The organism is Buchnera aphidicola (Meitanaphis elongallis) (assembly GCA_039830015.1).
In the GTDB taxonomy this organism is placed as follows: domain Bacteria; phylum Pseudomonadota; class Gammaproteobacteria; order Enterobacterales; family Enterobacteriaceae; genus Buchnera_B; species Buchnera_B aphidicola_AU.
Genome location: CP140033.1, coordinates 544,123 through 570,565 on the forward strand (window position 1 = coordinate 544,123; position 26,443 = coordinate 570,565).

Sequence of the window (26,443 nt, forward strand, 5' to 3'; positions counted from 1 at the left end):
TTTTTATTTTTTTTGAAATATAAATATATACTTTAAATGTCTACTGTAATTAAAAATAAACATCATTATGATTTTTGTTTTTTAACACCATATTTAGAACGACTTTTCTTTCTATCTTTTACACCAGAACAATCTAATGCTCCTCTTACTACATGATAACGAACTCCAGGCAAATCCTTCACACGACCACCTCTAATCAAAATCACTGAATGCTCCTGCAAATTATGACCTTCACCTCCAATGTAAGAAGTAACTTCAAATCCATTAGTTAAACGAACTCTACAAACTTTTCGTAACGCAGAATTAGGTTTTTTTGGAGTAGTAGTATATACTCTAATGCATACGCCTCTTTTTTGAGGGCACTTGTTCAAAGCTGGAACATTACTTTTTACAATTTTTCTTAAACGAGGTTTATTAACTAATTGATTAACCGTAGTCATTATAAATCCTAATTATTTCGTATTAAAATAAAAATTTATACAAAATAAATCTTATATAACTTAAATAAAACTATTTTGCTTTAATAAATAAAATATAACAATGCTTAAATCTACCAGGATATTTGTTTTTCATGTTTTATTGTCAAACATACAAACTTTAAATAATCTATAACAACCACTTTATTAGAAATTTTATTTTGGATACCACGTGCACAAATATCTTGCTTTAAAACATGTAAAACTATTGGAACAGATAACAACCTATTAAGAAAAATATTATTATCTATCGAAATTATTACACCATCTTGCAAAGCAACAATATCATCATTAGATTTTAACAGATCTATTAATAGTATCATATTAATTTCAAAAGGAGAACGCATTAAAATATGTAACATATTCTATTCCTCAAAAACTAATGATTAAATTATATTGTTCTAACTCTTTTCGTATACATATTCTATTAATAATAAAAATATCTAAAAAAAAATCACGTTTACAAAAAAGACCTCTTTCTTTCAATGAATCTTCACAATAATAAAACTTATTAATTCCAAAAAATGGCAATATTCCAAATGAAGAAACATGGTCGTGTGATAGAATATAATTCGGTTTTTGGTTTTTTACTAATTGCAACACACCATCACCAATAAAAAAAATAGCAATATTTTGATTAATCATAGAAATCGACAAAACAGAATCTAATCCTTCACGACTTAAACTAGTTCCATAAGGTACATGAGAAAAAATAAAAGCTATACTTTTCATAAAATTTATTATTAAAATTGTATAACACGATCGCTTTTTTCTATATATCTTGCTAATTCACTAAATCCAGTTAAATAAAAAGATGATTTCAAACTATCAATATCCTTAAAAAATTTATCGTTTATATTTTTTTTAATAATACCTCTTCTAAATGCCGCACTGATACATACGTTTAACTTTACAGAATATGTACAATGTAAGCTTACCCATTTTTCAGTTAAATTACATTCACCAGAAGGAAATGAAATCAATTTGTTAGCATTCAATACCCCATCAAAATGAAAAAAAATACTTAATAACTTATTTTTACTAGCTATAATAGCGCAAGAAAATAAAAAAGCAGTAGTAGCATTCTGAGTACCATAAGGAGGACCAGTTACTAATAATGTATAATTCATACTATCTCTTATTTATAAAATTTAAAATACAATAACTTATATATACCAATATAACATCTTATTTTCTATTATAAATTAGGCTTTATATTAATTAATTCTATGTCAAATATTAAAGTAGAATTTCCTGGTATTCCAGGTACTCCTTTCTCTCCATATGCCAAAGACGGAGGAATTACTAATCTAATTCTCCCTCCCTTTTTTATATATGTTAATCCTTCTTGCCAACCCAATATTACACTGTTTAAAGGAAACGATAAAGGTTTTCTATTTTTATAAGAATTATCAAATTCACTACCATTAACCAATGATCCAATATAATTTACAGTAACAATATCATCTTTTTTTGGATATGATCCTTTACCTTCTTTCTCTATAAAAAAAACCAAACCTGTACTCGAACGCTTTACGTTTTTTTTCATTAAAACTTTTTCAATATATTTTTCTCCCTGAATAGCATTTATTTTTACTTCCTTAATTGCCATATCTTTTTCTAATTTTAACAATCTTTTTTCTAATTGATTCAATATTTGAGAAATTTTACTAGTAGACAATTTAGAATTAAAAAAAATTACATCCTTAATACCTAACAATAAAATATTTTTATTCAAGAATACTCCTAATCTTTTCTGATCTATAAAAAAATTATTTATATACTTTCCTAAAGACGCTCCTAATGCATAAGATGACTGATCATTATCATTTTTAAAATTTTTATCAATAGATATACTGGAGCGGGGCGAAACTAAGTTAGAATCTACTGATTTTGAAAACACTATAGAAGGTAAACAAAAAATAATTATTACTATTGCTATTCCTCTTAATAAAAACAGGGGCATTATATCTCCAAAATAAAAAATGTCGTTTCAATAATAATTTATTACTATTTTAAAAATCAATTTTACAAAATTACTACAAAAAATTTAAAACACAACTTATCACGAACTAATATTCCAAAAATATAACATATTAAATACTAATAGATAAATCATTGCTATGTGATCCCTAAATAGCTAAATATATAATCTAAATTTTTAAAAAATTTCAATAATAAAATTAATATTAATTTATTAAAACTAATAATTATAAACAATAAATAAAATATTTGTAATAACATATGTTTTAAAATACTAAAATTCTACTCAATACTTATCTAACATTTGATTTTAGTAACTTATCCTAATAAATATATTTAAGAAAATTACACACTCATATTAAGAACATTATTCATTAACAACTAAGTGATATAAATCAACATGAAAAGTTGTCAAAAATGTATACATGCTACTATACTTGTTAACGTGCAAAAACAAACATTGTTATCATTAAATTATATATAAAACTTATTAATAAATTTTACATTATACAAGGTCTAAAATAATGGAAAAAAATCTTATTGGACTTACTTGTATTAGTTTTTGTTCCTACGCCTTAACAGGAGCATTAATCATTGTTACTGGCATAATTTTAGGCAATGTATCTGAATATTTTGATGTACCTATCACTAATATGAGTAATACTTTTACTTTCCTAAATGCCGGAATTTTAATTTCTATTTTTTTAAATTCATGGTTAATAAATGTCATTACATTAAAAAAACAATTAATAGCCGGATTTATACTCACAATAACAGCCATATGGATACTAATATTCCATCATACGCTTACATCATTCTCCATAGGAATATTTATGTTTGGTATAGTTAGCGGAGTTACTATGTCTATAGGTACTTTTCTAATTACTCATTTATACAAAGAGAACAACAGAGCTTCTATATTATTACTAACCGATTCATGTTTTAGCATGTCAGGTATTATTTTTCCAATAATTGCAACATATCTACTTTCCAATCATATTACATGGTACTGGATCTATCCTTTAATAAGCATATTTTACCTAATTATATTTGTATTGACTTTAAACCTAAAGTTTCCCATCTTAAATTTACAAACTATAAAAAATAAAAAAATAGAACCATGGAACATGTCTATTTTTTACTTATCAATGTCGGCATTATTATACATATTAGGACAACTAAGCTTTATTTCATGGATTCCAGAATACGTTACAAAATCTATTAACTTAAATATCACCCAAGCTGGAAGATTAGTAAGCAATTTTTGGATGTCATATATGATAGGAATGTGGATCTTCAGTTTTGTATTAAAATATTTTAATACAAAAAATATAATTATATATCTAACAGGAATATCCACATTATTAATATACATATTTAACAATGTTTACAATTATACATTATTACGACTAATTATAATCTTAATAGGTTTCTTTTCTAGTGCTATTTATACTATTATAATTACGTTAGCATCTCAACAAACTAAAGTACCTTCTCCAAAAGTAATTAATTTCATTTTAACTAGCGGAACAATAGGCACATTACTAACCTTTATAGTTACTGGCCCCATCGTTAAAAATTATGGATCTATCTCAGCTTTGATTACATCTAACATATTATATGGACTAGTATGTATAATATCTATATTACTCAATATTAAAAAATAAAAATACTAAATAAATCCTATTACCTCTTTTACTTTTTTTAACAATTTATTTGCTTTAGTACGCGCTCTAGATGCACCATAATATAATATTTTTTTCAAATAATCTTCATGTTTTCTATAATAAAAATAAGAAGACTGTATTTTACTCATTACATCAGATATAACTTCAATTATATCTGATTTAAAACACATATATGACTTTCCATAAAATTCTTTCTCTAAATCGGAAATTTTTTTGTCTGTCAAACTAGAAAAAATGTTTAACAAATTTGATATTCCTTTTTTATTAACTATGTCATAATGAATACTAGGAGGATTATTCGAATCAGTAATAGCTAACTTAATTTTTTTAGATACACTTTTAATATTTTCTAATAAAAAAATGACATTATTACTATTAAGATCAGATTTAGACATTTTTCTATTTGGATCTAATAATGATAAAATGTTAGAACCATTTTTTACTATATATTTAGCAGGAATAGTAAATATATCACCATAACATGAATTAAATCGATATGCAATTTTACAAACCAATTCCAAATGTTGAATTTGATCACATCCAATAGGAACAATATTAGTATTATATAGCAAAATGTCAGATGCCATTAAAACAGGATAGTTTAATAATCCAGCGTTTATGTTTTTAACATTTTGTAAAGACTTACTCTTAAATTGTGTCATTCTAGACAATTCTCCATAATAAGTATGACACGTAAGTAACCAATACAACTGAGAATGATGATGAACATGTGATTGAAGAAAAACAATACTTTTATATGGATCAATACCACAAGCTAAATATAAAGCTACTGTATCTAATATATTCCTTTTCAGTTCTACAGATGAATGACGCACAGTAATAGAATGCAAGTCAGCAATACAATAAAAACATACATAACTATCTTGCATTTTTTTCCATTGACGTATTACACCAATATAATTTCCAATAGTTAACTGCCCAGAAGGTTGTATAGCGCTAAACAAAATCTTTTTAATATTGTTCACTATTTCGTTCCATAAATAAAAACATTAGAAATTTATAAATCCAAATATTTTAATTTTATATTGTTTTCAATTAAGTATACGACGCATATCTTCAATAGTCTTTTTATAGTTTTTTGATAAAAAAATAGATGAACCTATTACAAAAATATCCACTCCACAAGATGCTACTTTTTTAAAGTTCTTTAAATTTATTCCTCCATCCACTTCTAATAAAATATTTAAGCGACTATCATCTATCAATTTTCGTGCTTGTAATAATTTTTTATACATAGTAGGTATAAATTGCTGTCCTGAAAATCCAGGATTAACAGACATTAATAAAATTATATCTAATTTGTCCATTACATGTTCTAAAATGTTTAAAGTAGTTGCAGGATTAATACCTAATCCAACTTTACAACCACAATTTTTAATTAGATTTAAAGAACGATCTAAATGATTAGTTGACTCAGGATGAATAGTAATAAAATTAGCTCCTGCTTCAGAAAATTTAACTATTAAATCATCTACTGGAGCAACCATAAGATGGACATCAATCACTGAAGTAATACCATAGTTTCTAATAGATTTTAGTACCATAGGTCCAAAAGTTAAGTTAGGAACATAATGATTATCCATAACATCAAAATGGATAATATCTCCTCCTGCTTCTAATACATTTTTAATATCCTCTCCTAATCGTGCAAAATTTGCAGATAAAATAGAAGGTGCTAACCAAAAAGATTTCATTATTTTTCCTACTAGTTCTTATCATACCTGATCAAAATAATCGTTATATCATTAAATTTAACATACAAAACTAAAATAATAATATAAAAGAACAAAATACTATTTCAAAATTATATTGATATACATACAATTTTTTTAAATATATCTATTATGTACATTAACATGAAATAACTAGATCTAACATTGCTACCCTATAAACAACTACTAATCACAGACATTAGTACATCTTTTTCTACATTAGAATAAATCATGGCCTTTCCTATAGCCGTAGGTAATACCAACCTTATAATCCCCGAAATAACTTTTTTATCTCTTAAAAATTTTTCGTAATAAGAACTAACAACCATACTTTTAGGACATTTCGTAGGCAAACCTACCTTATTTAACAAATTGATAATTCTATCTCTTTCAAACACACTTAACAAACCTAATAATACAGAAGTTTCAGAAGCCATAACTATTCCAACTGATACCGCTTCTCCATGTAACCATGTCCCATATCCTAAATGAGCTTCAATTGCATGACCATATGTATGCCCAAGATTTAATAGAGCTCTGAAACCATTTTCTCTCTCATCCTGTTCTACAATTATTTTTTTAATTTCACAACATTTTCGAACACAATAAGACATTGCTATTGGATCTAACTTTAAAACATAATTAATATTTTCATCTAACCAATCAAAAAAAGCATGATCAAAAATAATAGCATACTTTATCACTTCCGCCATACCAGATATTAATTGATTTTTAGGCAATGTAGATAAACAATCTAAATTTATAATCACCGAAGTAGGTTGCCAAAATGAACCAATCATATTTTTTCCAAGAACATGATTAATAGACGTTTTACCACCAATAGAAGCATCTACTTGAGATAACAATGTAGTAGGAACTTGTATAAATCTAACTCCACGTTGATATATTGAAGCTACAAAACCTGATATATCACCAATAACTCCACCACCTAATGCTATTACAGTAGTATCTCTTCCATGCAAATTTTTAAGCAATTCTGATATAATATATTCCATTGAACCTACATTTTTAGTAGCTTCTCCATCAGGTAAGACAACACAATCTATTTTAATACCAAGTTTCTTTAAATGAAAATAAACACTATTCTTCCAAATATTAGCTACTATATTATTAGTAACTAACATAACTTGATCACCAGAACGCAGTGGAGAAAAAATATTTTCTGTATCAAATATAGCCGATCCAATATTAATGCAATACGTTCTACTTCCTAAAAAGACTTCTAATTTATCCAAAATTAATACATCCCAAAGTATTTTAAATAATGAAATTTAAGAACTAATTTTTATTCAATAAATGAATGATATGAAATACTACTGCCTTAATACTTTTTTCATTCATTGAAACAACGATATCTGCTATTTCTCTATATAAAGGATTCCTTTCAATAGCTAACGATTCTAAAACAGCTTGTGTTGGTTTATCTTTAACTTGTAATAAAGGTCTTTTTTTATCCTTTTTAGTCCTAATTAATTGTTTTTCTATAGTGGTTTCTAAATATACTACAATTCCACGAGACGACAACTTATTTCTAGTTTCTTTTAACTTAATAGAACCACCACCCGTAGCTAATACAATTCCATGTCTACTAGTCAACTCACTAATTATTTTTTGTTCGCGCTCTCTAAATTTTACTTCACCTTCTACATCAAACACCCAGCTGATATCAACACCAGTTCTTTTTTCAATTTCTTGATCAGAATCATAAAATTCCATGTTTAATTGTTGAGCTAACTGACGACCAATAGTACTTTTTCCAGCACCCATCGGTCCAATTAAAAAGATGTTTCGTTTTTCTGCCATTTTTTTATATCATTAAAATTAATATGTTAGCGATAATCATACACAGTTTTCACATAAACTGGCAGGAGATAAAATCATTAAGATAAATTGACAGTTAAAAAAACTTAAAATTAAATTCTAAACATACTATTTATTTGAAAAATAGTACTAATTCAAATTAAACTTAATGCTTCATAAAATTTCTACTAGTTATCTTTAAATAATGCTAAAAAATAAGTAATTCATTATACATAATATAAAGTTACACAAATTAAGCGTATAAAATAAATGTCTATCAAAATAGATATCAACAATTATTTACATGAAAACTTTTATAAAACTAAAAATCTTTATACTACTTAAATATTAACTACATAAATTAAGCTATATCCATTATATATGTAAAACATAACACATAATTTAATGATTCTAAAGTTTAAAAATATCTAAGACAACGATATTTTAACCTAAATATTATACTACTAAAGTAATTATATCCTAAATATAAAACAAAAAATTTTGTTTTAATAAAAAATTTGAAACTCTTACTTAATACTTTTAAACTAACATAATATAAAAAATTTATACTTACTTTTATACTTCGATATTTATTACAAAAATAAAAAATATGTAAATACATATATAACAATATTAACATCATTAATCACACTTATTCACACATTCTAAAATCTTATAAATTAACAAATGTCATACATATATACTCTAATTTTATAAGTTATTGCATGAAAAAATCAACTTAAAACGTTTTATTTTTATAACATTTATCGTATACTTATACCAATTTATAAAAAATTCATATATAACTTTAAAATAGTATAAAATTATATATTTTGGTGAGATGTCCGAGAGGATTAAGGAGCACGCTTGGAAAGCGTGTATACAAAAACATGTATCAAGGGTTCGAATCCCTTTCTCACCACAAAGATTACTCTATAACAGTAATGAATTTAAATTAAAAACAATAATATATATTTTAATATCTAACTAAGATCATATCTCAGTGTCAATCTAACATAGTTGAATCTAAGGAAATACGTATCATATTATCTAAACTAGACTCTCTATCTTTAGAACTGATTCTACTTTTTTTTAAAATATGATCAGATACTGTACAAATTGATGCAGATTTTATTCCAAATTCTGCAGATATACTATATAATCCTGCAGTTTCCATATCTATCCCAAGAATATTAAATCGTTTAACAATTTTTAAAATATCGTCGTCATTATGATAAAACAAATCTGTCGTAAATAAGTTTCCTACATTTATATGAAAACCCAAATTTTTAGAAGCTAAAACTAAATTACACACTAAATCAAAACTTGCAACAGCTGCAAAATCATTATCTTTAAACTTTAACCTATTTGTTTTAGAATCAGTAGAAGCACCTAAACAAACAATAAGATCACTAAGATTTATATCTTTGCAAACAGTTCCACAAGTACCAATACGAATAATTTTTTGAACATGATATTTTGTAATTAACTCTTGTACATAAATCAAACATGAAGGTATTCCAATACCATGCCCCATTACAGAAATTCGTTTACCCCTATAATTTCCAGTAAATCCCAACATAGAACGAACATTAGTTACTTCTATCACGTTATCTAAATAATTTTTTGCAATATACTTTGCTCGAATAGGGTCGCCAGGCATAAGAACAAAATCAGAAAAATCCCCTTTTTTTGCATTAATATGAGGAGTTGTCATTACTTTTCCTACTTTTCTAATGAAGTTATAATAATAATAATTATGAAAATCTTATAATTTACAAAACATTTCTTTTCCAAACTTCATTGAAGATAAACCAAAATATTTAGCTAAAGTTTGAGCTATATCTGAAAATGTTTTACGATGACCTAAAAATTTTGGTTCAATAGTTGGCCAATAAATTAATATTGGAACATTTTCTCTTGTATGATCAGTACCTATCCAAGTAGGATCACATCCATGATCAGCTGTAATAATTAAAATATCATCTTTTTTTATTAAATGTAATAATTTTGGTATACGACTATCAAACCACTCTAATCCTTTAGCATAACCCGAAACATCACGTCTATGTCCCCATAAAGCATCAAAATCTACAAAGTTAACAAAAACAATGGTATTGTGTTGTGATTTTTCTATCTCATATATAGTGGAATTAAATAATTCTAATAATCCTGTCGCATGAACTTGTTTTGTAATTCCTTCTCCTGCATAAATATCCGAAATTTTACCTATTGAAACTACCTGTCCAAGTTTTTCGTTAATCAATTTTTTCATAACAGTCATATCATGAGGTTTAACTGAAAAATCCCTCCGATTACCTGTTCTTTTAAAAAAAAATCTTTTATTACCAACAAAAGGTCTAGCAATAACCCTACCAATATTAATTTTTTCTTCGTCTAATATTTTCCGAATAATTCTACACAATGCATATAATTTTTTTAAACCAAAAATGGTTTCATGACAAGCTACTTGAAATACTGAATCAATAGAAGTATAAAAAATAGGTTTCTTTGTATTTATATGTTCTTCTCCAAAATCGTTTAATATAACAGTACCAGAAGAATGACAATTTCCTAAAAATCCGGGCAAATCACACATATCAACAATTTTATCTAATATGTATTGTGGAAAACTATTACGTACATTACTAAAGTAATCCCAGTCGTACAACACTGGGACTCCAGCTATTTCCCAATGACCCGAAGATGTATCTTTTCCTGATGAAATTTCACTTGCATAAGCATAACTTCCTTTAATAGTTATATTCTTATCAATGCCAAACAAATTTTTTCCTATTGATTTCTCGGCAGCACGTAACAATCCAAGAGAAACTAAATTAGGTACACACAATGGACCAGATCTACCATGATTAGCTTTTCCCAAATAACAATATTTTACTATATTCCCAAAAGTATTAGCACCAACATCATTAAATTTATGCGCATCACTTGTTGAACCAATTCCAAAAGAATCCAAAACTATAATAAATGCGCGTTTCATATAATTCTCGTATTAATATTAAATCAAATTTTATAAATTAAATATATACCAAATTAAAAAATTTAATATATATATATTTAATAACAAACGTTCTTATATACTACTCTAATTTATATATCTATATGTTCGTTTCCTATTCTTAAAAAATTAACGTTCACAAGTACTAAAACAAAATTAGGATAACTTAACAACTTAAATTAAATGCAAACTAACACTAATAGGAAATAAACACACTAAAATAATTATTAAGATAAAAAAATTAAATAAAATTCATCCTTTTAAAAATAAACTACAACATTTCTTTATTTTAACTTGTAATCTATTTATTTGAACAATTTGTGTAAGTGCTAATTCTATCGAAAATAATAAGCATATCATATTTAACTTCAATCATCTTGCTGTAATATTCAATCATAATTCACCAATGTCTCTAAATATTAAAGTTACTATTTAAAACAAACGTAAAAATTTAAACAATTTTTTACGATAGTCAAATCAAATTCTATTGATAACTTAGCCTTTAAAATAATCAATAAATGTACAATTAAAGAGTGTTGAAATACTTAAGAACAAAAAAATATTCTTTTAATTTAATAAATATATTATAAATTTCTAAGCTTTTATAACTATAAAAAATCAATAATATATTTAAAATCAATTCTACTAATTGCAACCATCTTATAATGTATTAAAAAAGACAAACAATAAAACAATCTTTAAAAAAATATAACTAAAATTATATGAATTAATTCTATTTATAAAAATTATTTAATTTATACCACTATACTAACAACATTACCTAATAACATGTCGTTCAATTTGAACACAATGCTAAAATTGTTGAAATAAAAAAAATAAAAATACCTTCTAACATATATTAATACAGATCCAAGTAATACATATTATTAATAGCAATACCTCTAAACATCAATAAACAACATATATTTAATGTTCACTTAAATTCATTTTAAAAACTATGAAATCTCATAATTTTTATTTAATTCATAAAATGTTATAATAAAATATCATAATGTTTTATAAAAGTTAGTTAACTATTTTGTCGTTTATTCTGTATTTTTTGTTAAATCAATAATGATCCAAAAAACTACTACTATAAAAATAAAATCATATATTTTATAATATATTTATATTCTAAAATATTTTATCTAATCAACACATCAAAATATACATTATATAAACTTCATATAATAAATTTTTATAAAATTTTTTTATTCAACATGAATCTAATTTAATTTAAGCATACTTACTTAATTTCCTACTTTATTACTTTTCAATTGTCCTAGTCACGTCTCAAATTAATAGAAATATTTTAGTAAAAGCAAATTCTTGTCGTACCATAACAAACCAAAAAAGAAAACACACTTGACATTAACTCAAAAATAATCAACATTTTTATCATACTTCATTAAAATTTTAAAAATATATCATTTTAATATTAAAATTATTAATACCAACATTATTTATATAATAAAAAATTATTTTGTACTATAAGTTATATATATAAGTAATAGAAACTACATAATTCCAAGAAACACATTAAAATATAAAAAACATATACTTCAATATACACGTTACATGCTTTAAAAATTAACTTATCCTCAACATAATTTAAATATACTTAAACTCACATAAAAACTTTACTATTGTAAAAATTTTTATAATTAAAAACATGTTAAAAGAGGTACTAAATGCGTAAAAAATCTATATATATATCTTATACCGGCGGGACTATTGGTATGAAAAAATCACGTTACGGATATATTCCAGTTTCAGGATATCTACAAAAACAATTAATTGATATTCCAGATTTTCACAGACCTGAAATGCCATTATTTACTATTAATGAATATAAACCATTAATTGATTCTTCAAACATGACTCCTATAGAATGGAGAACAATAGCAGAAGATATCTACAAAAATTATAAAAAATATGATGGGTTCATTATTCTACATGGTACAGATACTATGGCCTATACTGCATCAGCATTATCGTTTATACTAGAAAATTTAAGAAAACCAGTGATTGTAACTGGTTCACAAATTCCATTATCCGAATTGCGATCTGACGGGCAACAAAATTTATTAAATTCACTATTCATAGCTGCACATTATCCTATTCCTGAAGTCACTTTATTGTTTAATAATAAACTTTATCGAGGCAATAGAACAACGAAATCTCATGCAAATGGACTAAATGCTTTTTCATCACCTAATTTCAGTACATTATTAGAAATAGAAATATCTATTAAATACGTAAAAAAATCTTGGAAAACAAAAAAAAACAAAGACCTTAAAATTAACCCTATAATACAACAATCAATTGGAATAATAATTATATATCCAGGTATTTCAGCAAATATTATATATAATTTTCTTAGACAACCTATTAAATCTCTCATCTTATGTTCATATGGAATAGGTAATGCACCGCAAAATAAAGAATTTCTACAAGCTCTTCATGATGCTTACAAAAAAAACGTAATAGTAGTTAATTTAACTCAATGTATGTCAGGTACTGTAAATATGAATGGATATGCAACAGGAAATTCTCTTGCTAAAGTGGGCGTAATCAGTGGATACGATTTAACAATAGAAGCAGCATTAACAAAATTACATTTTCTTTTAAGTAAAAATCTAACCAGTGCCGAAGTCCGAAAAAACATGCAAAAAAACTTAAGAGGTGAACTCACAAATCCTGATTGTTAAAAAAATTATTTACAATTCTTGAAATGTATCAAAAACTAATAATATGATGCACTATTTCTATTATGATCAGTGATATCATAAACTCCTTTCAACTCAGGAAATTCAATTAATAATTGTTTTTCTATTCCTTCTTTAAGAGTATGTTCTATCATAGAACACCCATTACAACCTCCAAAAAATTTAAGAGTAACATATCCTGATTGAGTAATATTTATTAAATGTACGTTTCCTCCATGAGAAGATAATTGAGGATTAATTCTTGAATTTAAAAAAAATTTTACTTTATCTTGTAATACAGTGTCTTCATTTAAATTATATTTTTTAGCGTAAGGTGCCATTAAAGTTAACTGAGAATTACAATTTTCTATTACAATATCTATTATTGCATCTTTCAAATATGGAAGACTAAATTTATCAATGTACACATTAAAACTATCATATTTAAATTTTATGTCTTTTTTTGTTACATCTTCTAAATAACAAAAAGATACTCCGCATTTTGCAATGGGCGTTCCAGGATAACTTACAAACACTCTAATGTGAGTATTATTTTTTTGTTTTAAAAGTAAATTTAAAAAATGATCTTGTGCCAACTTAGATATATTAATCATATTAACAAACTCAATTATTTAATTTTATCGATGTTCTTTAACAAAAATACACTATCTTATATAACTAAGAAAAACCATGCTTCTATACATTATATAAAATATACAATACTATTTCAATAAAAACTATATAATCTTTTAAATACTAATGAAAAATGTAGTTATTTACATTTATAAATTAAATATATAACATATTTTTTAACACATCGTTTATTACATCCGCTAAGAAATTACTTTAATTTTCTTAAAACATTTATATTACAAGCAAAACGACTATACACTTTATGAAAAAATTTTTTTGGAACACTATAGGTACTGGAAAAGTCCATCTAGTTTTAATACATGGATGGGGATTTAATTCAAAAATTTGGAATACGTTGTTATCTGAATTAAATACCAACTTTACCATTCACCTAGTAGATCTTCCTGGATTTGGAAAAAATAATGCACTGCAATTTATGAATTTAAAAAATACAGCTAAATTGTTAGCGCAATATATACCCCAAAATGCTATATTATTAGGGTGGTCAATGGGAGGTTTAATTATTAGTAAAATGGCGTTATCTTATCCAGAAAAAATTAAAGGACTCATTAGTGTTTCCTCTTCACCATGTTTTTTAATTCGCCCCAATTGGCCAGGAATCTCTAAAAATACATTACTTAAATTTTACTGTCAACTAGTTAAAAATTACGAAAAAACTATTGAAAATTTTATAAGAATACAAACAATAAATTCTAAATATCTACATAAAGATACTAATATTTTAAAAAAAATTGTACTATCTCAACCTAAACCTAGAATGTCAACATTAAAAAAAGGATTAGAACTACTTTATTCATCAGACTTAAGAAAAGAAATAACCAAGATAAAAATACCTTTTTTGAGAATATACGGTTCTTTAGATGCATTGGTCCCCAAAACAATAGCTAAAATATTAGATAAAAAGTTACCTAATAGTCAATCTGTAATAATAAACAGATGTACTCACGCTCCGTTTATTTCTGATAAATATAAATTTTGCTCCATAATATTAAAGTTTTCTAAATACTTAAACACTTTATAAAAATAAAAAATTATATGCTTTTATTATCCACCATATCATAAATATGATAAAAAGTATAAAACATGAATGATATTAAAAATTACTTAGAAAGGAATATCTTCATCATCAAAATCTAAACTACTAGAATTGTTATCTATAATCTTATTAGAATCATAATTTTCTTGACTATTCTTAGATGTTTCTTTATTTACTTCATTCACAGTACTCTTCGAATGTTCTATTGAAGAAGAACGATTATTAATATTACGATTATTACTCAACATTTGCATTGTTCCACCAACGCTAACAATAATCTCTGTAACATAACGATCTATTCCATTTTGATCTTGCCATTTTTTAGTCTGTAATGATCCTTCAATATATACTTGAGAACCTTTTTTTAAATATTCTCCTGCAATTTCAGCCAATCTATTAAAAAAAACAATTTTATGCCATTCTGTTTTTTCTCTTATTTCTCCAGTATTCTTATCTTTCCAAGTATCAGATGTAGCTAATGTCACATTAGCAACTGCTCCTCCATTTTGCATATACCTAACTTCTGGATCTTGCCCTAAATATCCTATAAGAATAACTTTATTTACTCCTCTACTAGCCATAACATTATCCTCAACTATAAAAAATTTCCATAAACTTTGTAATATTAAAATATATATATAACTCGAAAAAATAATAGTTTAATTAACAAGTAAAACGTCTGAATTAAAAAGTTTTAAACAAACTCTTAAAAATAACAAAAACATGAATATCATTTTAATGATAATATTGTGATATGAAAATAATATAAAATACATTTTCTATCAATAATATAAAGAATTTTATTTAGTTACGTAAAATATACAAGTTCAACACCACTCTAACACTATATTCATGTTAATAAATGCGTGAAATTTCTAAATTCTTGATCTCAATCTAAATCATAACACATTAAAAAAAAGATCATCAAAATTATTGTTGTATACTGAAATATACGTTGAAGAATCGTAACAACACCTAATTTCAAACGAGATAATTTTCTAAAGTAAATCACTATATATCTAATATAACATTTTCTCATAAATAAATGTTATTATAAGAATAATTTTATTCTACTATTTTAACAATTGTCATATAACATAAAATCAATGCAAAAATAACTACTGCTTTTAAAAAATACAAAAAATATTTTATCATATCAAATACTAACGCATTCTATTTTACTTAAAAATAATTTTTATTAATAGATCTTAATAAAATATTCTTATATTAAATAGTAATGCACATCATTTACTAAAACTAATTACCTAATGTAATATTAAATTCATAAAAAATTTAAATATATTTACAACAATAAATACATTGAAAAATAATAACTTGATATTCTACACATAAAAATTTTATTACATTCACTTCGTACATATCAAATAAATGTTGAATTATAATATCAAAAATGATTTATATAAATAAAATTGAAAAACATACCTTCATAGTTAAAACTTAAAACATTTAAAAAATTATACTAACTAAATGTTATATCTATGTATTAAAATTAATTTAAAATTTCTCTATTCATATAAATTTAAAATATATAATTAAAAACATATAAAACTTCTAATATAAAAATATTAAAATACTACGATTTATTATTAAAAATATAAATAAGTATAATTTATTATTAATATATAAAATAAAAAATTCATATATATTTTATTATTTACTATACTATTAAAATTAATCGGTATTATCAAAAAATTCATTTAAAATATAATATAAATAATTGGTTTAATAACACAATTGCTACTGTTCAATCTCTCATCTTAAAACGTGAATATAGTTTAAAAATGTTATAGTTAAATTTTGGTGTCATATTAAAAATGTCAGAAAAAAAAATGTTTCATAATCAAATTGAAGAACGTATTACACTTCCATATTCCTTAGAAGCAGAACAATCTATTTTAGGAGGTTTAATGCTGGATAACGAACAATGGGATTGTATAACAGAAATAATTACAGAAGATGATTTTTTTAGTTTTCCTCATCGATTAATTTTTAAAGAAATGCAATATTTATTAGATCGCGGATGTCCTATCGATCTTATTACGTTATCAGAATCTTTAGAACAAAAAAGAGAGTTAGAAAACATAGGAAGATTTTCTTATTTAGCAGAATTATCTAAAAACATTCCTAGTACCGCTAACATTTTAACTTATGCTGAAATAGTTCGAGATCACTCTATTGTCCGTGAAATTATTCAAATCGCACGTAAAATTATCAAAATTGGCTGTAACTTAAAAGGTCAAACTAGCAAAGAACTATTAAATTTAGCTGAATCAAAAATATTCAATATTACAGAAAATAGATTAAAACAAAAGAATGGACCTAAAAATATAGAACAAATGCTAGATTCTACTTTAAAAAATATAGAAATATTATTCAATACATCCCACAAAGGAATTACAGGAATTAGCACAGGATACCAAGATCTCAATAAAAAAACGTCAGGATTACAACCATCCAACTTAATCATTATTGCTGCTCGTCCTTCTATGGGGAAAACAACGCTTGCCATGAACATTTGTGAAAATATTGCTATGACCTATGAAAAACCAGTTTTGATTTTTAGTTTAGAAATGTCAGGAGAACAAATAATGATGAGAATGTTATCATCTCTATCTCGAGTAAATCAAGAACAGCTAAGAACAGGAAAGCTAAACGATGAAGATTGGTCTCGCGTCTCAAGTACTATAAATATTTTACTAAAGAAAAAAAATATGTATATTGACGATTCATCAACACTAACACCTACTGAAATGCGATCTAGATCGCGTAAAATTTATCGAGAAAATAATGGGTTAAGTTTAATTATGGTTGATTATTTACAATTGATAAAAGTACCATCACTAATAGGAAACCGAACATTGGAAATAGCTGAAGTTTCTAGAACATTAAAAGCACTAGCAAAAGAACTACAAGTTCCCATCATAGCACTATCACAATTAAATCGATTACTAGAACAAAGAGGAGACAAAAGGCCAATTAATTCTGATTTACGAGAATCGGGTTCTTTAGAACAAGATGCAGACTTAATTATGTTCATATATCGAGATGAATTATATCATAAAAACACAGATTTAAAAGGTATTGCCGAAATAATTATAGGAAAACAAAGAAACGGGCCAATTGGAACGATTAAATTGACATTTAACGGACATTGGTCACGATTCGATAATTACTCTGAATCACAATTTAACAACGAATAAACATTTTTAATATGATAAAATCAGTCAACATAATATTTACAACTTCTAAACTTTAAAGAAATAAAACCAATCTCTAAAAAATTAAACATAAACATATAACTTTATTTATTACTAATAGAACGTTGAATATTAATTTGTTATTAAATATTTTGAGCAACCTGTGTTTCTATAACAAACACTTAAAAACAAAATTTAAAATCAATCATAATATTATTCATTCTATCTATTCAAACATAATGTAATTATAGTTTACCAAATGCAAACATTAAAATGAAGTTGACAAAAAATGTCTATATCATTACAATCCAATATTGTTTATTGATATTGGATTCAAAAAAAATTTGTTAAGATTTAAAAACATTCGTTTCAAAGTAATAACAACAAAATTAAATATTATCTAATAAATTTTAATAAATATAAATGAAACCCAAAACACAAAGCATGAAAATAAAATTAGGAATCATAATGGATCCTATTTCTTCTATTAATATAAAAAAAGACTCTAGCTTTTCTATACTACTAGAAGCACAGAAAAGAAAATATACAATATATTATATGGAAATATCAGATCTATATCTAAGAAATAATCAACCTTTCTCCAAAACTAAATTATTGTATCTTAAAAATAATCCAAAAAAATGGTATTCTTTCAAAAAATCAAATGATATTTTATTATTAAACTTAGATATAATTTTAATGCGAAAAGATCCTCCTATCAATGATCAATACATATATATTACCTATATTCTTGAACAAGCTGAACATCAAGGTGTACTTGTAATTAACAAACCTCAAAGCCTTAGAGATTTTAATGAAAAATTATTTACTATATGGTTTCCAGAATTTATACCGTGTACTCTAATTACCAATGACATATCCAAAATTTATAATTTTTTGCATCAACATAAAGATATTATAATTAAACCTTTAAACGGGATGGGTGGATTATCTATTTTTCGAGTAAAAAAACATGATTCTAATACCATGGTTATAATCGAAACTATGACTAATCATGGAAAAAAATTATGTATATCTCAAAAATATTTAACAGACATCCAACATGGAGATAAGAGAATATTAATTATTGATGGTAAACCTTTTCCATGGTGTTTAGCTAGAATTCCTAAAACTGGTGAGAATAGAGGCAACTTAGCTGCAGGAGGGACAGGAAAAGTACAAAAACTTACTTCATATGATTGGAATATAGCTAATTCCATAGCTAATGTATTAAAAAGAAAAGGATTATGTTTTGTGGGACTAGATATTATCGGAACAAAACTAACAGAAATCAATATTACTAGTCCAACATGCATACAAGAAATTGAATTCAAATGTAAAATATCCATCAGCAATATTATTTTAAATGCTATAGAAAATAACTTAATTAGTAGAAATGTTTTAAATAACTGATTCTAAATAAAAGCTATTATTCTCTTACTAACTACGCCATAATCCACATAATCATAGGAATTAAAAATGAAAATTAACTTACAAAACCATTTCTTAATTGCTATGCCTAATTTAAACCATCCTTTTTTTAAAAAATCTGTCATATATATATGGAAACATAATAAAGATGGAGCAATGGGAATTATGATAAATAAACCTATTGCAAACCTAACAATAAAAACAATATTAAATAAGCTTAAAATTCAAATACCATTCAAAAATCTTCCTAATCATTTAAATAAATCTGTAATAATAGGAGGACCCATATCTGAAAATCGTGGTGTTATTCTACATTCTTTAAAAGAAAAATTTGTTTCTAGTATTCTTATATCAAACAATATTTTTATTACATCATCTCAAGATGTCTTAGAATATGTTGCTAACTGTCAAAACATTGATAATATATTGATGATATTAGGTCATTGTGTATGGAAAAACAACCAACTAGAAAAAGAAATACTAAACAATATTTGGCTAACATCATTAGCAAACACTAACATTCTCTTTCATACTCCCTTATCTGAACGTTGGATGAAATCAGTTCGTAATATCGGAATAGATATAAATAGGTTAACTACAAATTTTGGACATGCATAACAATGATTTTTTTAGCATTTGATTTTGGAATCAAAAGAATTGGAGTAGCAGTAGGGCAGAAGATAACCAATACTGCACAAACTTTACCTCTTATAAAAGTAAAAAATGAAAAAATAAACTTAAACCAATTCAAAACGTTATTCTTAGAATGGAAACCGCACTCTATAATTATTGGTCTACCACTAAATATGAACGGTACTCAACAAAATATTACAAAAAAATCAAAACAATTTTCAAAAAAATTATTTAAAAATTTCAAAATACCTATTTTTTTACATGATGAAAGACTAACAACAATAGAAGCAAAAACAACACTATTTGAAAAAAACGGATTTAAATCTTTAATAAAAAACAAAACCGACTCAACTGCTGCTGCCATTATTCTAGAAAGTTGGTTAATAAATAATACACATGTTTAAAAGATTTAAATAAAATGTTCATTTTAAATATAAAATAATATTAAAAATGAATTATTTAAAAGCGTGATTCAATCATCTAAGCACAATGTATGAACGTAAAAATGAAATAAATTTTTACATCCATATTTTAACACATTTGAAAACAACTACTAGAAATCATAACTAAATCCATACAAATTTTTATTTCAATCTCATTTTATTAATTTGTTTTATATGCCAAATATTGTTCAGTATATCAATCATAGCCTGTAAAAAAGATCTGATAATATCAGAAGTTAAACCTACTCCATAAAATTTACGACATTCATGTTGTACTTCAATATTAACTTGTCTAACAGTACTAAAGGTTTCATATTTCATTGTACAATAAAAGTTCTTTACTTTTACGTTAAAGGATGTAACTTTGTTTAACACCTCTTGTATTGCGTACATAAATCCATTTTTAGTCATTATACTCTCAGTATATAAATTTACCCCACACATCAATTTTATCGAAAAATGAGATACACCATCTAAATTTGAAATAATAGTAAAATCTTTTAACTGAAAATGTTCAAATAACTTACCGTACGACTTAGAAAAAGCCAATATTTCTAAATCATAATCAAATACCTGTCCTTTTTTATCAGCTAGTTTTAGAAAAGAACTATACAAATTACCAAGGTCATAATCAATATCTTCCTTATATCCCATTTTAGACATATAATGCTTAATAGCCGCTCTACCCGATCGAGATGTTAAATTTAAAGTAACTTGTTTTAAACCTATAGTTTCAGGAATAATTATTTCATAATTTTTTCTATTTTTTAATACTCCATCTTGATGAATACCAGATGAATGTGAAAAAGCATTACTTCCTACTATCGCTTTGTTTGCAGAAATCATCATACCACATATTGTGCTAACTATTTTGCTAGTATTATAAATTTCTTCATATTTAATGTTAGTATGTAAATGAAAAATATCTTTTCTAATTTTAATAGCCATAATCACTTCTTCTAAAGCTGTATTCCCAGCACGTTCTCCTATCCCATTAATTGTACCTTCTACTTGTCTAGCCCCAGCTTGTATAGCTGAAATTGAATTAGCAACAGCCATACCTAAGTCATTATGACAATGTATAGATATAATAGCATTATCGATGTTAGGCACTCTATGATACAAAGAAGTAATAATATTTTCAAATTGACTAGGAATAGTATAACCTACTGTATCCGGAATATTAACAGTTGTAGCACCAGACTGGATTGCTATTTCTACAATACGACATAAATTATCTAAACTTGTTCTTCCTGCATCTTCGCAAGAAAATTCAACATCATCTGTATATTTTCGCGCTCTCTTAATAGAACAAACTGCCATTTCTATAATTTCATCAAATGTCTTCCTTAATTTAGATTTAACATGTAAATTAGATGTACCTAAAAATATATGAATACGAAATGCACTAGCGCCTTTCATAGCTTCAGCAGCTATATCTATATCTTTATATACACATCTAGCCAAACCACAAATTTTAGAATCTTTAATATTTTTAGATATAAGAAGAGTAGACTTAAAATCACCAGGCGATGATACAGGAAACCCTACTTCTATAACATCAACTCCTAATCGCTCCAGAGCAAAAGCTATTTCTAATTTTTTTTTCGAACTTAAACTAGCTTTCAAAGACTGTTCACCATCACGCAATGTCGTATCAAAAATAATTAATTGTTGAGTCATCTATTTTCCTAAAATTAAATATACTAATAATATTTCGTTTAGAACGTGTATAAATACAAAAAAATAATCATTTATAATTTTTACAAAAAATTATATTCTTATTTATATACAACAATTGATATGAAATGTTTACGAAAACTGCTAAAAATTTATTTTTAGAAATAATCTAAATCATTTTAAATATTAATTTTAAAAATACATATTAACCTATATATAATTCATGAAAATAAATACTTTTCAAATCAACTATTAACAATTTAATATTACTATTAATCATTCCACGTTATATAAAATAAAAAATTTTATTATTTCTGTTATAAAATACTTTTTATAAAGCTAATAATATGCTTTTAAACAATTTATTCTAAAATAAATATGATTTACAAAAATTGTATTAACAATATAAAAAATAAAAATTTTTATAAATTATTATAAATATTAACAATGTTAATGTTCTAAAACATGGTTTACTAAATAGATGTAAAAAATTTAGGAATACCATTTTCATAATTTTTTATTTGCTCGACATTCTTTATTGTCAAATCTATGTCATCTAATCCATTTAACATACAGTACTTATAAAAATAATTAATCTCAAATTGATAACATTGATCGTTTACTAAGACTGTATTACTCATCAAATTTATTGTTACAGATGTTTTAGAATACTTTAATATCATATTAAACAAATAATTTACTATGCTTTTAGACAATACAACAGGTAACAAACCATTTTTAATACTGTTACTATAAAAAATATCCGCAAAACTAGATGCTAAAATTACTTTAAATCCATAATCTAATAAAGCCCACACAGCATGTTCTCTTGATGAACCGCATCCAAAATTTTCTCTCGAAAGCAAAATAGTTGCGTCTTGATAACAAGATCTATTTAAAACAAAATCTTTATTTAACGTACGACCAAAATCATCTAAATATCTCCAATCGTTAAATAAATGTTTTCCAAATCCCAACTTAGTAATCTTTTGTAAAAACTGTTTAGGAATAATTGCATCAGTATCTACATTAGACATATCTAGAGGAACTACAGTTCCAATATGAGAAACAAATTTAGACATTTTAACTTCCTATAAAATAATAATTTAAAAATTTTTAATATGAAAAGTTTCTAACATCTACAAAACAGCCAGAGATTGCTGCAACAGCAGCCATTATTGGACTAACCAAATGAGTTCTTCCACCTCTACCCTGACGTCCTTCAAAATTTCTATTACTAGTTGAAGCACAACGCTCTTGATTATTCAAATAATCACCATTCATAGCCAAACACATAGAACATCCAGGATGACGCCATTCAAATCCAGAACGAATAAAAATTTTGTCTAATCCTTCTTTTTCTGCTTGTCTTTTTACCATACCAGATCCAGGAACAATAATAGCATGAACAGTTTTAGAAACGCGTTTATATCGAATAATCTCTGCTATACAACGTAAATCTTCTATTCTAGAATTAGTACATGATCCAATAAAAACCTTATCAACAGGTAAACCTATCAAATGCATTCCTGGTTCTAACCCCATATATTTCAATGATTGTTCTGCAGTATCTCTTTCAAGAACATCATTATAAGAATCAAGACATGGAATTTTTTCATGAATAGAAATAACTTGACTTGGATTAGTCCCCCAAGTAATTTGAGGAGAAAGAGCAGAAATATCTAATACTATTGTTTTATCAAACACTGCTCCTATATCAGAATACAAAGAACGCCAATATAACAATGCATTTTCCCAATATTTACCTTTTGGAGCATATCTACAATTTTTTAAATATTTAAAAGTAATCTTATCTGGAGCAATAATTCCAGATTTTGCACCCATTTCTATAACCATATTACATATAGTCATTCTACTTTCCATGCTTAAACGTGGAATTAAATCTCCAGAAAATTCTATTACATATCCAGATCCACCAGATGTACCTAATCTTTTAATTATAAACAAAATTATATCTTTTGCTGTTACTCCATAACCAATATTCCCGCGTATTTCTATATTCATATTTTTTGAACGATTTTGTTTCAATGTCTGTGTAGCTAATACATGTTCCACTTCAGATGTTCCAATACCAAAAGACAATGTACCAAAAGCTCCATGTGTTGATGTATGTGAATCTCCACATACTATAGTCATTCCAGGTAAAGTCATACCTTGCTCGGGACCAACAACATGGACAATACCTTGATTTGGATGATTTAAATCAAATAATTTAATATTGAATTCTTTACAATTCTCTGTTAACGCATTCATCTGTATTTTAGCTAAATTAGTTGCACAATCCATGTCTCTGCTAATTGTAGGAACATTATGATCCATAATAGCAAATGTTTTTTTAGGTTGTCTTAATGTTCTATTCTTAACGCGCATCTCATAAAACGCTTGTGGAGAAGTAACTTCATGTATTAAATGCAAATCTATATATAAAATCGGAGATTGACCTTTTTCTTCACACACTATATGAGAATCATATAATTTTTGATAAAGTGTTCTTTTCATTTTATTCTTCTGCAAGATAACAAATTAGAGATAATATCGCCCATTTCACTAGTACTAGAAAAATAATTGTTACTATTCGATATATCTTTTGTTCGATAACCTAAACTTAAAGCTTCATGTACTACTTCGTTAATAATATCTGCTATTGCATCTAATTGAAAACTATATCTAAACAACATACCTATTGAAAGAATTAACGCGATAGGATTAGCTATATTTTTTCCTTGAATATCAGGTGCTGAACCACCAGCTGGCTCATATAAACCAAAATTCTTTTCATTCAAACTAGCTGAAGGTAATAATCCTATAGAACCAGTAATAATCGCACACTCATCTGAAAGTATATCACCAAATAAATTAGAGCATAAAATTATATCAAATTGTTCAGGATGACTAATTATCCTCATAGCAGCATTATCAACATATAAATGAGATAATTTTACTGTAGGATACTCTAAAGATACTTTATTAACTACTTGTCTCCACAACACAGAGGTTTCCAATACATTAGCTTTATCAATAGAAGTCAAAACACATTTTCTAGTTAAAGCTAATTTAAATGCAATATGAGCAATTCTTTCAATTTCATACTGATAATATATCTCTGTATCAAACGCATACTTTTTAGAATTTATGTGCTTCACACCTTTAGGAGTTCCAAAATAAATACCTCCTATTAATTCACGTACACATATAACATTAAATCCTTTCGAAGTTATATCAAAACGAAGAGGAGATAATTCTTCCAATCCATGATATAACTGAGCAGGTCTCAAATTTGCAAACAAATTAAAATGTTTTCGCAAAGGTAATAGAGCTCCTCTTTCCGGTTGTAAATGAGACGGTAAATCATTCCATTTTGGACCTCCAACGGCACCAAACAAAATAGCATCAGAACATATACATCCATCTAATGTACTTTTAGGTAGTGCAATACCATATTTATCTATTGCGATCCCTCCAACATCATACTCTTTTGTTTGAATATCCATGCAAAAATTGTTCTTAATAACTTTTAATACTTTATATCCTTCCTTCATTATTTCAGGTCCAATTCCATCACCTGGTAAAATAGCAATTTTATATTTTCGAGTCATATATAATCATAATTCCTTATGTTAAATACGTTTTTAACACTAATGACAATTAGTACATAAATATTTTATAGAGTAGATTTAAAAAATTGAATTAAATATATACATTCTCAATGTATTTAAATGTAAAAATTGAAATCCATCATATTATTTTACGTTTTAGTATTTAAATTTACTATGAAATGATACTAATATATTAAAAGTTGTAGTAAAAATATTTTTATAATTAATTTATACAATTCCTACTAACAAATATTGTTAAATAACTAACATTTAACATATAATATTTTACACATTTTTAAAATA

24 protein-coding genes and 1 tRNA gene are annotated in these 26,443 nt (G+C 25.4%); 8 read left to right on the forward strand and 17 right to left on the reverse strand.

Features of this window, described 5'->3' with window-relative positions; genetic code table 11:
- Window positions 1–65: 65 nt before the first annotated feature.
- From rpsL to fkpA, 5 genes are all read right to left on the reverse strand, one after another.
- Window positions 66–440 (reverse strand): 30S ribosomal protein S12, encoded by a 375-nt coding sequence (gene rpsL / locus U0T58_02450; GenBank protein ID XBC42241.1) that lies wholly within the window; start codon window positions 438–440, stop codon window positions 66–68.
- A gap of 110 nt (window positions 441–550) precedes the next feature.
- Window positions 551–838, reverse strand: a complete 288-nt coding sequence (gene tusB / locus U0T58_02455; GenBank protein XBC42242.1) for a sulfurtransferase complex subunit TusB — start codon at window positions 836–838, stop codon at window positions 551–553.
- 10 nt (window positions 839–848) lie between these two features.
- A complete protein-coding gene (gene tusC / locus U0T58_02460) occupies window positions 849–1,208 on the reverse strand; it encodes a sulfurtransferase complex subunit TusC (protein XBC42243.1) in 360 nt (119 codons plus the stop codon).
- 11 nt (window positions 1,209–1,219) lie between these two features.
- Window positions 1,220–1,606, reverse strand: a complete 387-nt coding sequence (gene tusD / locus U0T58_02465) for a sulfurtransferase complex subunit TusD (GenBank protein XBC42244.1) — start codon at window positions 1,604–1,606, stop codon at window positions 1,220–1,222.
- Window positions 1,607–1,674: 68 nt separating this feature from the next.
- Window positions 1,675–2,442, reverse strand: coding sequence for an FKBP-type peptidyl-prolyl cis-trans isomerase (gene fkpA, locus U0T58_02470; GenBank protein XBC42245.1), 768 nt, complete (start codon window positions 2,440–2,442; stop codon window positions 1,675–1,677).
- Window positions 2,443–2,980: 538 nt separating this feature from the next.
- Between fkpA and tsgA the strand changes: the two genes are divergently transcribed.
- Window positions 2,981–4,126 (forward strand): MFS transporter TsgA, encoded by a 1,146-nt coding sequence (gene tsgA, locus U0T58_02475; GenBank protein XBC42562.1) that lies wholly within the window; start codon window positions 2,981–2,983, stop codon window positions 4,124–4,126.
- 5 nt (window positions 4,127–4,131) lie between these two features.
- Here the strand turns inward: tsgA and trpS are convergent, their stop codons facing one another.
- The 4 genes from trpS to aroK all read right to left on the reverse strand — a co-directional run bounded on the left by trpS (window position 4,132) and on the right by aroK (window position 7,704).
- Window positions 4,132–5,133: a tryptophan--tRNA ligase gene (gene trpS, locus U0T58_02480; protein XBC42246.1), complete on the reverse strand. Its 1,002-nt coding sequence runs from the start codon at window positions 5,131–5,133 to the stop codon at window positions 4,132–4,134.
- A 66-nt stretch (window positions 5,134–5,199) separates the two neighbouring features.
- Complete coding sequence (gene rpe, locus U0T58_02485) at window positions 5,200–5,862, reverse strand: ribulose-phosphate 3-epimerase (GenBank protein ID XBC42247.1); 663 nt, start codon at window positions 5,860–5,862, stop codon at window positions 5,200–5,202.
- 191 nt (window positions 5,863–6,053) lie between these two features.
- The gene (gene aroB, locus U0T58_02490) at window positions 6,054–7,136 is read right to left on the reverse strand and encodes a 3-dehydroquinate synthase (GenBank protein ID XBC42248.1); all 1,083 of its coding nucleotides are present in this window, start codon (window positions 7,134–7,136) and stop codon (window positions 6,054–6,056) included.
- Window positions 7,137–7,179: 43 nt separating this feature from the next.
- Window positions 7,180–7,704, reverse strand: coding sequence for a shikimate kinase AroK (aroK, locus tag U0T58_02495; GenBank protein XBC42249.1), 525 nt, complete (start codon window positions 7,702–7,704; stop codon window positions 7,180–7,182).
- 832 nt (window positions 7,705–8,536) lie between these two features.
- On the opposite strand from aroK, the gene U0T58_02500 reads away from it, so the two are divergent.
- Window positions 8,537–8,623: transfer RNA gene (locus U0T58_02500), tRNA-Ser, on the forward strand.
- Between the two features lie 84 nt (window positions 8,624–8,707).
- On the opposite strand, the gene deoD is transcribed toward U0T58_02500, so the two are convergent.
- Window positions 8,708–9,418 (reverse strand): purine-nucleoside phosphorylase, encoded by a 711-nt coding sequence (gene deoD, locus U0T58_02505; protein XBC42250.1) that lies wholly within the window; start codon window positions 9,416–9,418, stop codon window positions 8,708–8,710.
- Between the two features lie 51 nt (window positions 9,419–9,469).
- The gene (locus tag U0T58_02510; GenBank protein XBC42251.1) at window positions 9,470–10,702 is read right to left on the reverse strand and encodes a phosphopentomutase; all 1,233 of its coding nucleotides are present in this window, start codon (window positions 10,700–10,702) and stop codon (window positions 9,470–9,472) included.
- A 1,709-nt stretch (window positions 10,703–12,411) separates the two neighbouring features.
- Here U0T58_02510 and ansA point away from each other — a divergent pair.
- On the forward strand, window positions 12,412–13,431 hold the full coding sequence (gene ansA, locus U0T58_02515) for an asparaginase (protein ID XBC42252.1): 1,020 nt from the start codon (window positions 12,412–12,414) through the stop codon (window positions 13,429–13,431).
- A 35-nt stretch (window positions 13,432–13,466) separates the two neighbouring features.
- Here ansA and U0T58_02520 read toward each other — a convergent pair whose 3' ends face one another.
- Complete coding sequence (locus tag U0T58_02520; protein ID XBC42253.1) at window positions 13,467–14,042, reverse strand: NfuA family Fe-S biogenesis protein; 576 nt, start codon at window positions 14,040–14,042, stop codon at window positions 13,467–13,469.
- A gap of 281 nt (window positions 14,043–14,323) precedes the next feature.
- On the opposite strand from U0T58_02520, the gene bioH reads away from it, so the two are divergent.
- Entirely contained in the window at window positions 14,324–15,103 is a 780-nt protein-coding gene (gene bioH / locus U0T58_02525; protein XBC42254.1) for a pimeloyl-ACP methyl ester esterase BioH, read from the forward strand.
- Between the two features lie 83 nt (window positions 15,104–15,186).
- Here the strand turns inward: bioH and ssb are convergent, their stop codons facing one another.
- On the reverse strand, window positions 15,187–15,699 hold the full coding sequence (gene ssb / locus U0T58_02530) for a single-stranded DNA-binding protein (GenBank protein ID XBC42255.1): 513 nt from the start codon (window positions 15,697–15,699) through the stop codon (window positions 15,187–15,189).
- A gap of 1,254 nt (window positions 15,700–16,953) precedes the next feature.
- Between ssb and dnaB the strand changes: the two genes are divergently transcribed.
- The 4 genes from dnaB to ruvX all read left to right on the forward strand — a co-directional run bounded on the left by dnaB (window position 16,954) and on the right by ruvX (window position 20,804).
- A complete protein-coding gene (gene dnaB / locus U0T58_02535; protein XBC42256.1) occupies window positions 16,954–18,339 on the forward strand; it encodes a replicative DNA helicase in 1,386 nt (461 codons plus the stop codon).
- Between the two features lie 441 nt (window positions 18,340–18,780).
- Window positions 18,781–19,749, forward strand: a complete 969-nt coding sequence (gshB, locus tag U0T58_02540) for a glutathione synthase (GenBank protein ID XBC42257.1) — start codon at window positions 18,781–18,783, stop codon at window positions 19,747–19,749.
- A gap of 72 nt (window positions 19,750–19,821) precedes the next feature.
- Window positions 19,822–20,385, forward strand: coding sequence for a YqgE/AlgH family protein (locus U0T58_02545; GenBank protein ID XBC42563.1), 564 nt, complete (start codon window positions 19,822–19,824; stop codon window positions 20,383–20,385).
- 2 nt (window positions 20,386–20,387) lie between these two features.
- Window positions 20,388–20,804 carry a Holliday junction resolvase RuvX gene (gene ruvX, locus U0T58_02550; GenBank protein XBC42258.1) on the forward strand — a complete coding sequence of 139 codons (417 nt, stop codon included), beginning with the start codon at window positions 20,388–20,390 and terminating at the stop codon, window positions 20,802–20,804.
- A 180-nt stretch (window positions 20,805–20,984) separates the two neighbouring features.
- On the opposite strand, the gene leuA is transcribed toward ruvX, so the two are convergent.
- The 4 genes from leuA to leuB all read right to left on the reverse strand — a co-directional run bounded on the left by leuA (window position 20,985) and on the right by leuB (window position 26,140).
- Window positions 20,985–22,526: a 2-isopropylmalate synthase gene (leuA, locus tag U0T58_02555; GenBank protein XBC42259.1), complete on the reverse strand. Its 1,542-nt coding sequence runs from the start codon at window positions 22,524–22,526 to the stop codon at window positions 20,985–20,987.
- 470 nt (window positions 22,527–22,996) lie between these two features.
- Window positions 22,997–23,605, reverse strand: a complete 609-nt coding sequence (gene leuD, locus U0T58_02560; protein XBC42260.1) for a 3-isopropylmalate dehydratase small subunit — start codon at window positions 23,603–23,605, stop codon at window positions 22,997–22,999.
- A 34-nt stretch (window positions 23,606–23,639) separates the two neighbouring features.
- Window positions 23,640–25,043, reverse strand: coding sequence for a 3-isopropylmalate dehydratase large subunit (gene leuC, locus U0T58_02565; GenBank protein XBC42261.1), 1,404 nt, complete (start codon window positions 25,041–25,043; stop codon window positions 23,640–23,642).
- Complete coding sequence (gene leuB / locus U0T58_02570; protein XBC42262.1) at window positions 25,040–26,140, reverse strand: 3-isopropylmalate dehydrogenase; 1,101 nt, start codon at window positions 26,138–26,140, stop codon at window positions 25,040–25,042. Before leuB ends, leuC begins: the two co-directional genes overlap by 4 nt.
- Window positions 26,141–26,443 lie beyond the last annotated feature (303 nt).

What these genes read in the sequence shown, in the direction of transcription:
- rpsL (XBC42241.1), bottom strand. Translation starts at nt 440, where the DNA reads ATGACTACGGTTAATCAATTAGTTAATAAACCTCGTTTAAGAAAAATT.
- tusB (XBC42242.1), bottom strand. Translation starts at nt 838, where the DNA reads ATGTTACATATTTTAATGCGTTCTCCTTTTGAAATTAATATGATACTA.
- tusC (XBC42243.1), bottom strand. Translation starts at nt 1,208, where the DNA reads ATGAAAAGTATAGCTTTTATTTTTTCTCATGTACCTTATGGAACTAGT.
- tusD (XBC42244.1), bottom strand. Translation starts at nt 1,606, where the DNA reads ATGAATTATACATTATTAGTAACTGGTCCTCCTTATGGTACTCAGAAT.
- fkpA (XBC42245.1), bottom strand. Translation starts at nt 2,442, where the DNA reads ATGCCCCTGTTTTTATTAAGAGGAATAGCAATAGTAATAATTATTTTT.
- rpe (XBC42247.1), bottom strand. Translation starts at nt 5,862, where the DNA reads ATGAAATCTTTTTGGTTAGCACCTTCTATTTTATCTGCAAATTTTGCA.
- aroK (XBC42249.1), bottom strand. Translation starts at nt 7,704, where the DNA reads ATGGCAGAAAAACGAAACATCTTTTTAATTGGACCGATGGGTGCTGGA.
- deoD (XBC42250.1), bottom strand. Translation starts at nt 9,418, where the DNA reads ATGACAACTCCTCATATTAATGCAAAAAAAGGGGATTTTTCTGATTTT.
- U0T58_02510 (XBC42251.1), bottom strand. Translation starts at nt 10,702, where the DNA reads ATGAAACGCGCATTTATTATAGTTTTGGATTCTTTTGGAATTGGTTCA.
- ansA (XBC42252.1), top strand. Translation starts at nt 12,412, where the DNA reads ATGCGTAAAAAATCTATATATATATCTTATACCGGCGGGACTATTGGT.
- U0T58_02520 (XBC42253.1), bottom strand. Translation starts at nt 14,042, where the DNA reads ATGATTAATATATCTAAGTTGGCACAAGATCATTTTTTAAATTTACTT.
- bioH (XBC42254.1), top strand. Translation starts at nt 14,324, where the DNA reads ATGAAAAAATTTTTTTGGAACACTATAGGTACTGGAAAAGTCCATCTA.
- ssb (XBC42255.1), bottom strand. Translation starts at nt 15,699, where the DNA reads ATGGCTAGTAGAGGAGTAAATAAAGTTATTCTTATAGGATATTTAGGG.
- dnaB (XBC42256.1), top strand. Translation starts at nt 16,954, where the DNA reads ATGTCAGAAAAAAAAATGTTTCATAATCAAATTGAAGAACGTATTACA.
- gshB (XBC42257.1), top strand. Translation starts at nt 18,781, where the DNA reads ATGAAAATAAAATTAGGAATCATAATGGATCCTATTTCTTCTATTAAT.
- ruvX (XBC42258.1), top strand. Translation starts at nt 20,388, where the DNA reads ATGATTTTTTTAGCATTTGATTTTGGAATCAAAAGAATTGGAGTAGCA.
- leuA (XBC42259.1), bottom strand. Translation starts at nt 22,526, where the DNA reads ATGACTCAACAATTAATTATTTTTGATACGACATTGCGTGATGGTGAA.
- leuD (XBC42260.1), bottom strand. Translation starts at nt 23,605, where the DNA reads ATGTCTAAATTTGTTTCTCATATTGGAACTGTAGTTCCTCTAGATATG.
- leuC (XBC42261.1), bottom strand. Translation starts at nt 25,043, where the DNA reads ATGAAAAGAACACTTTATCAAAAATTATATGATTCTCATATAGTGTGT.
- leuB (XBC42262.1), bottom strand. Translation starts at nt 26,140, where the DNA reads ATGACTCGAAAATATAAAATTGCTATTTTACCAGGTGATGGAATTGGA.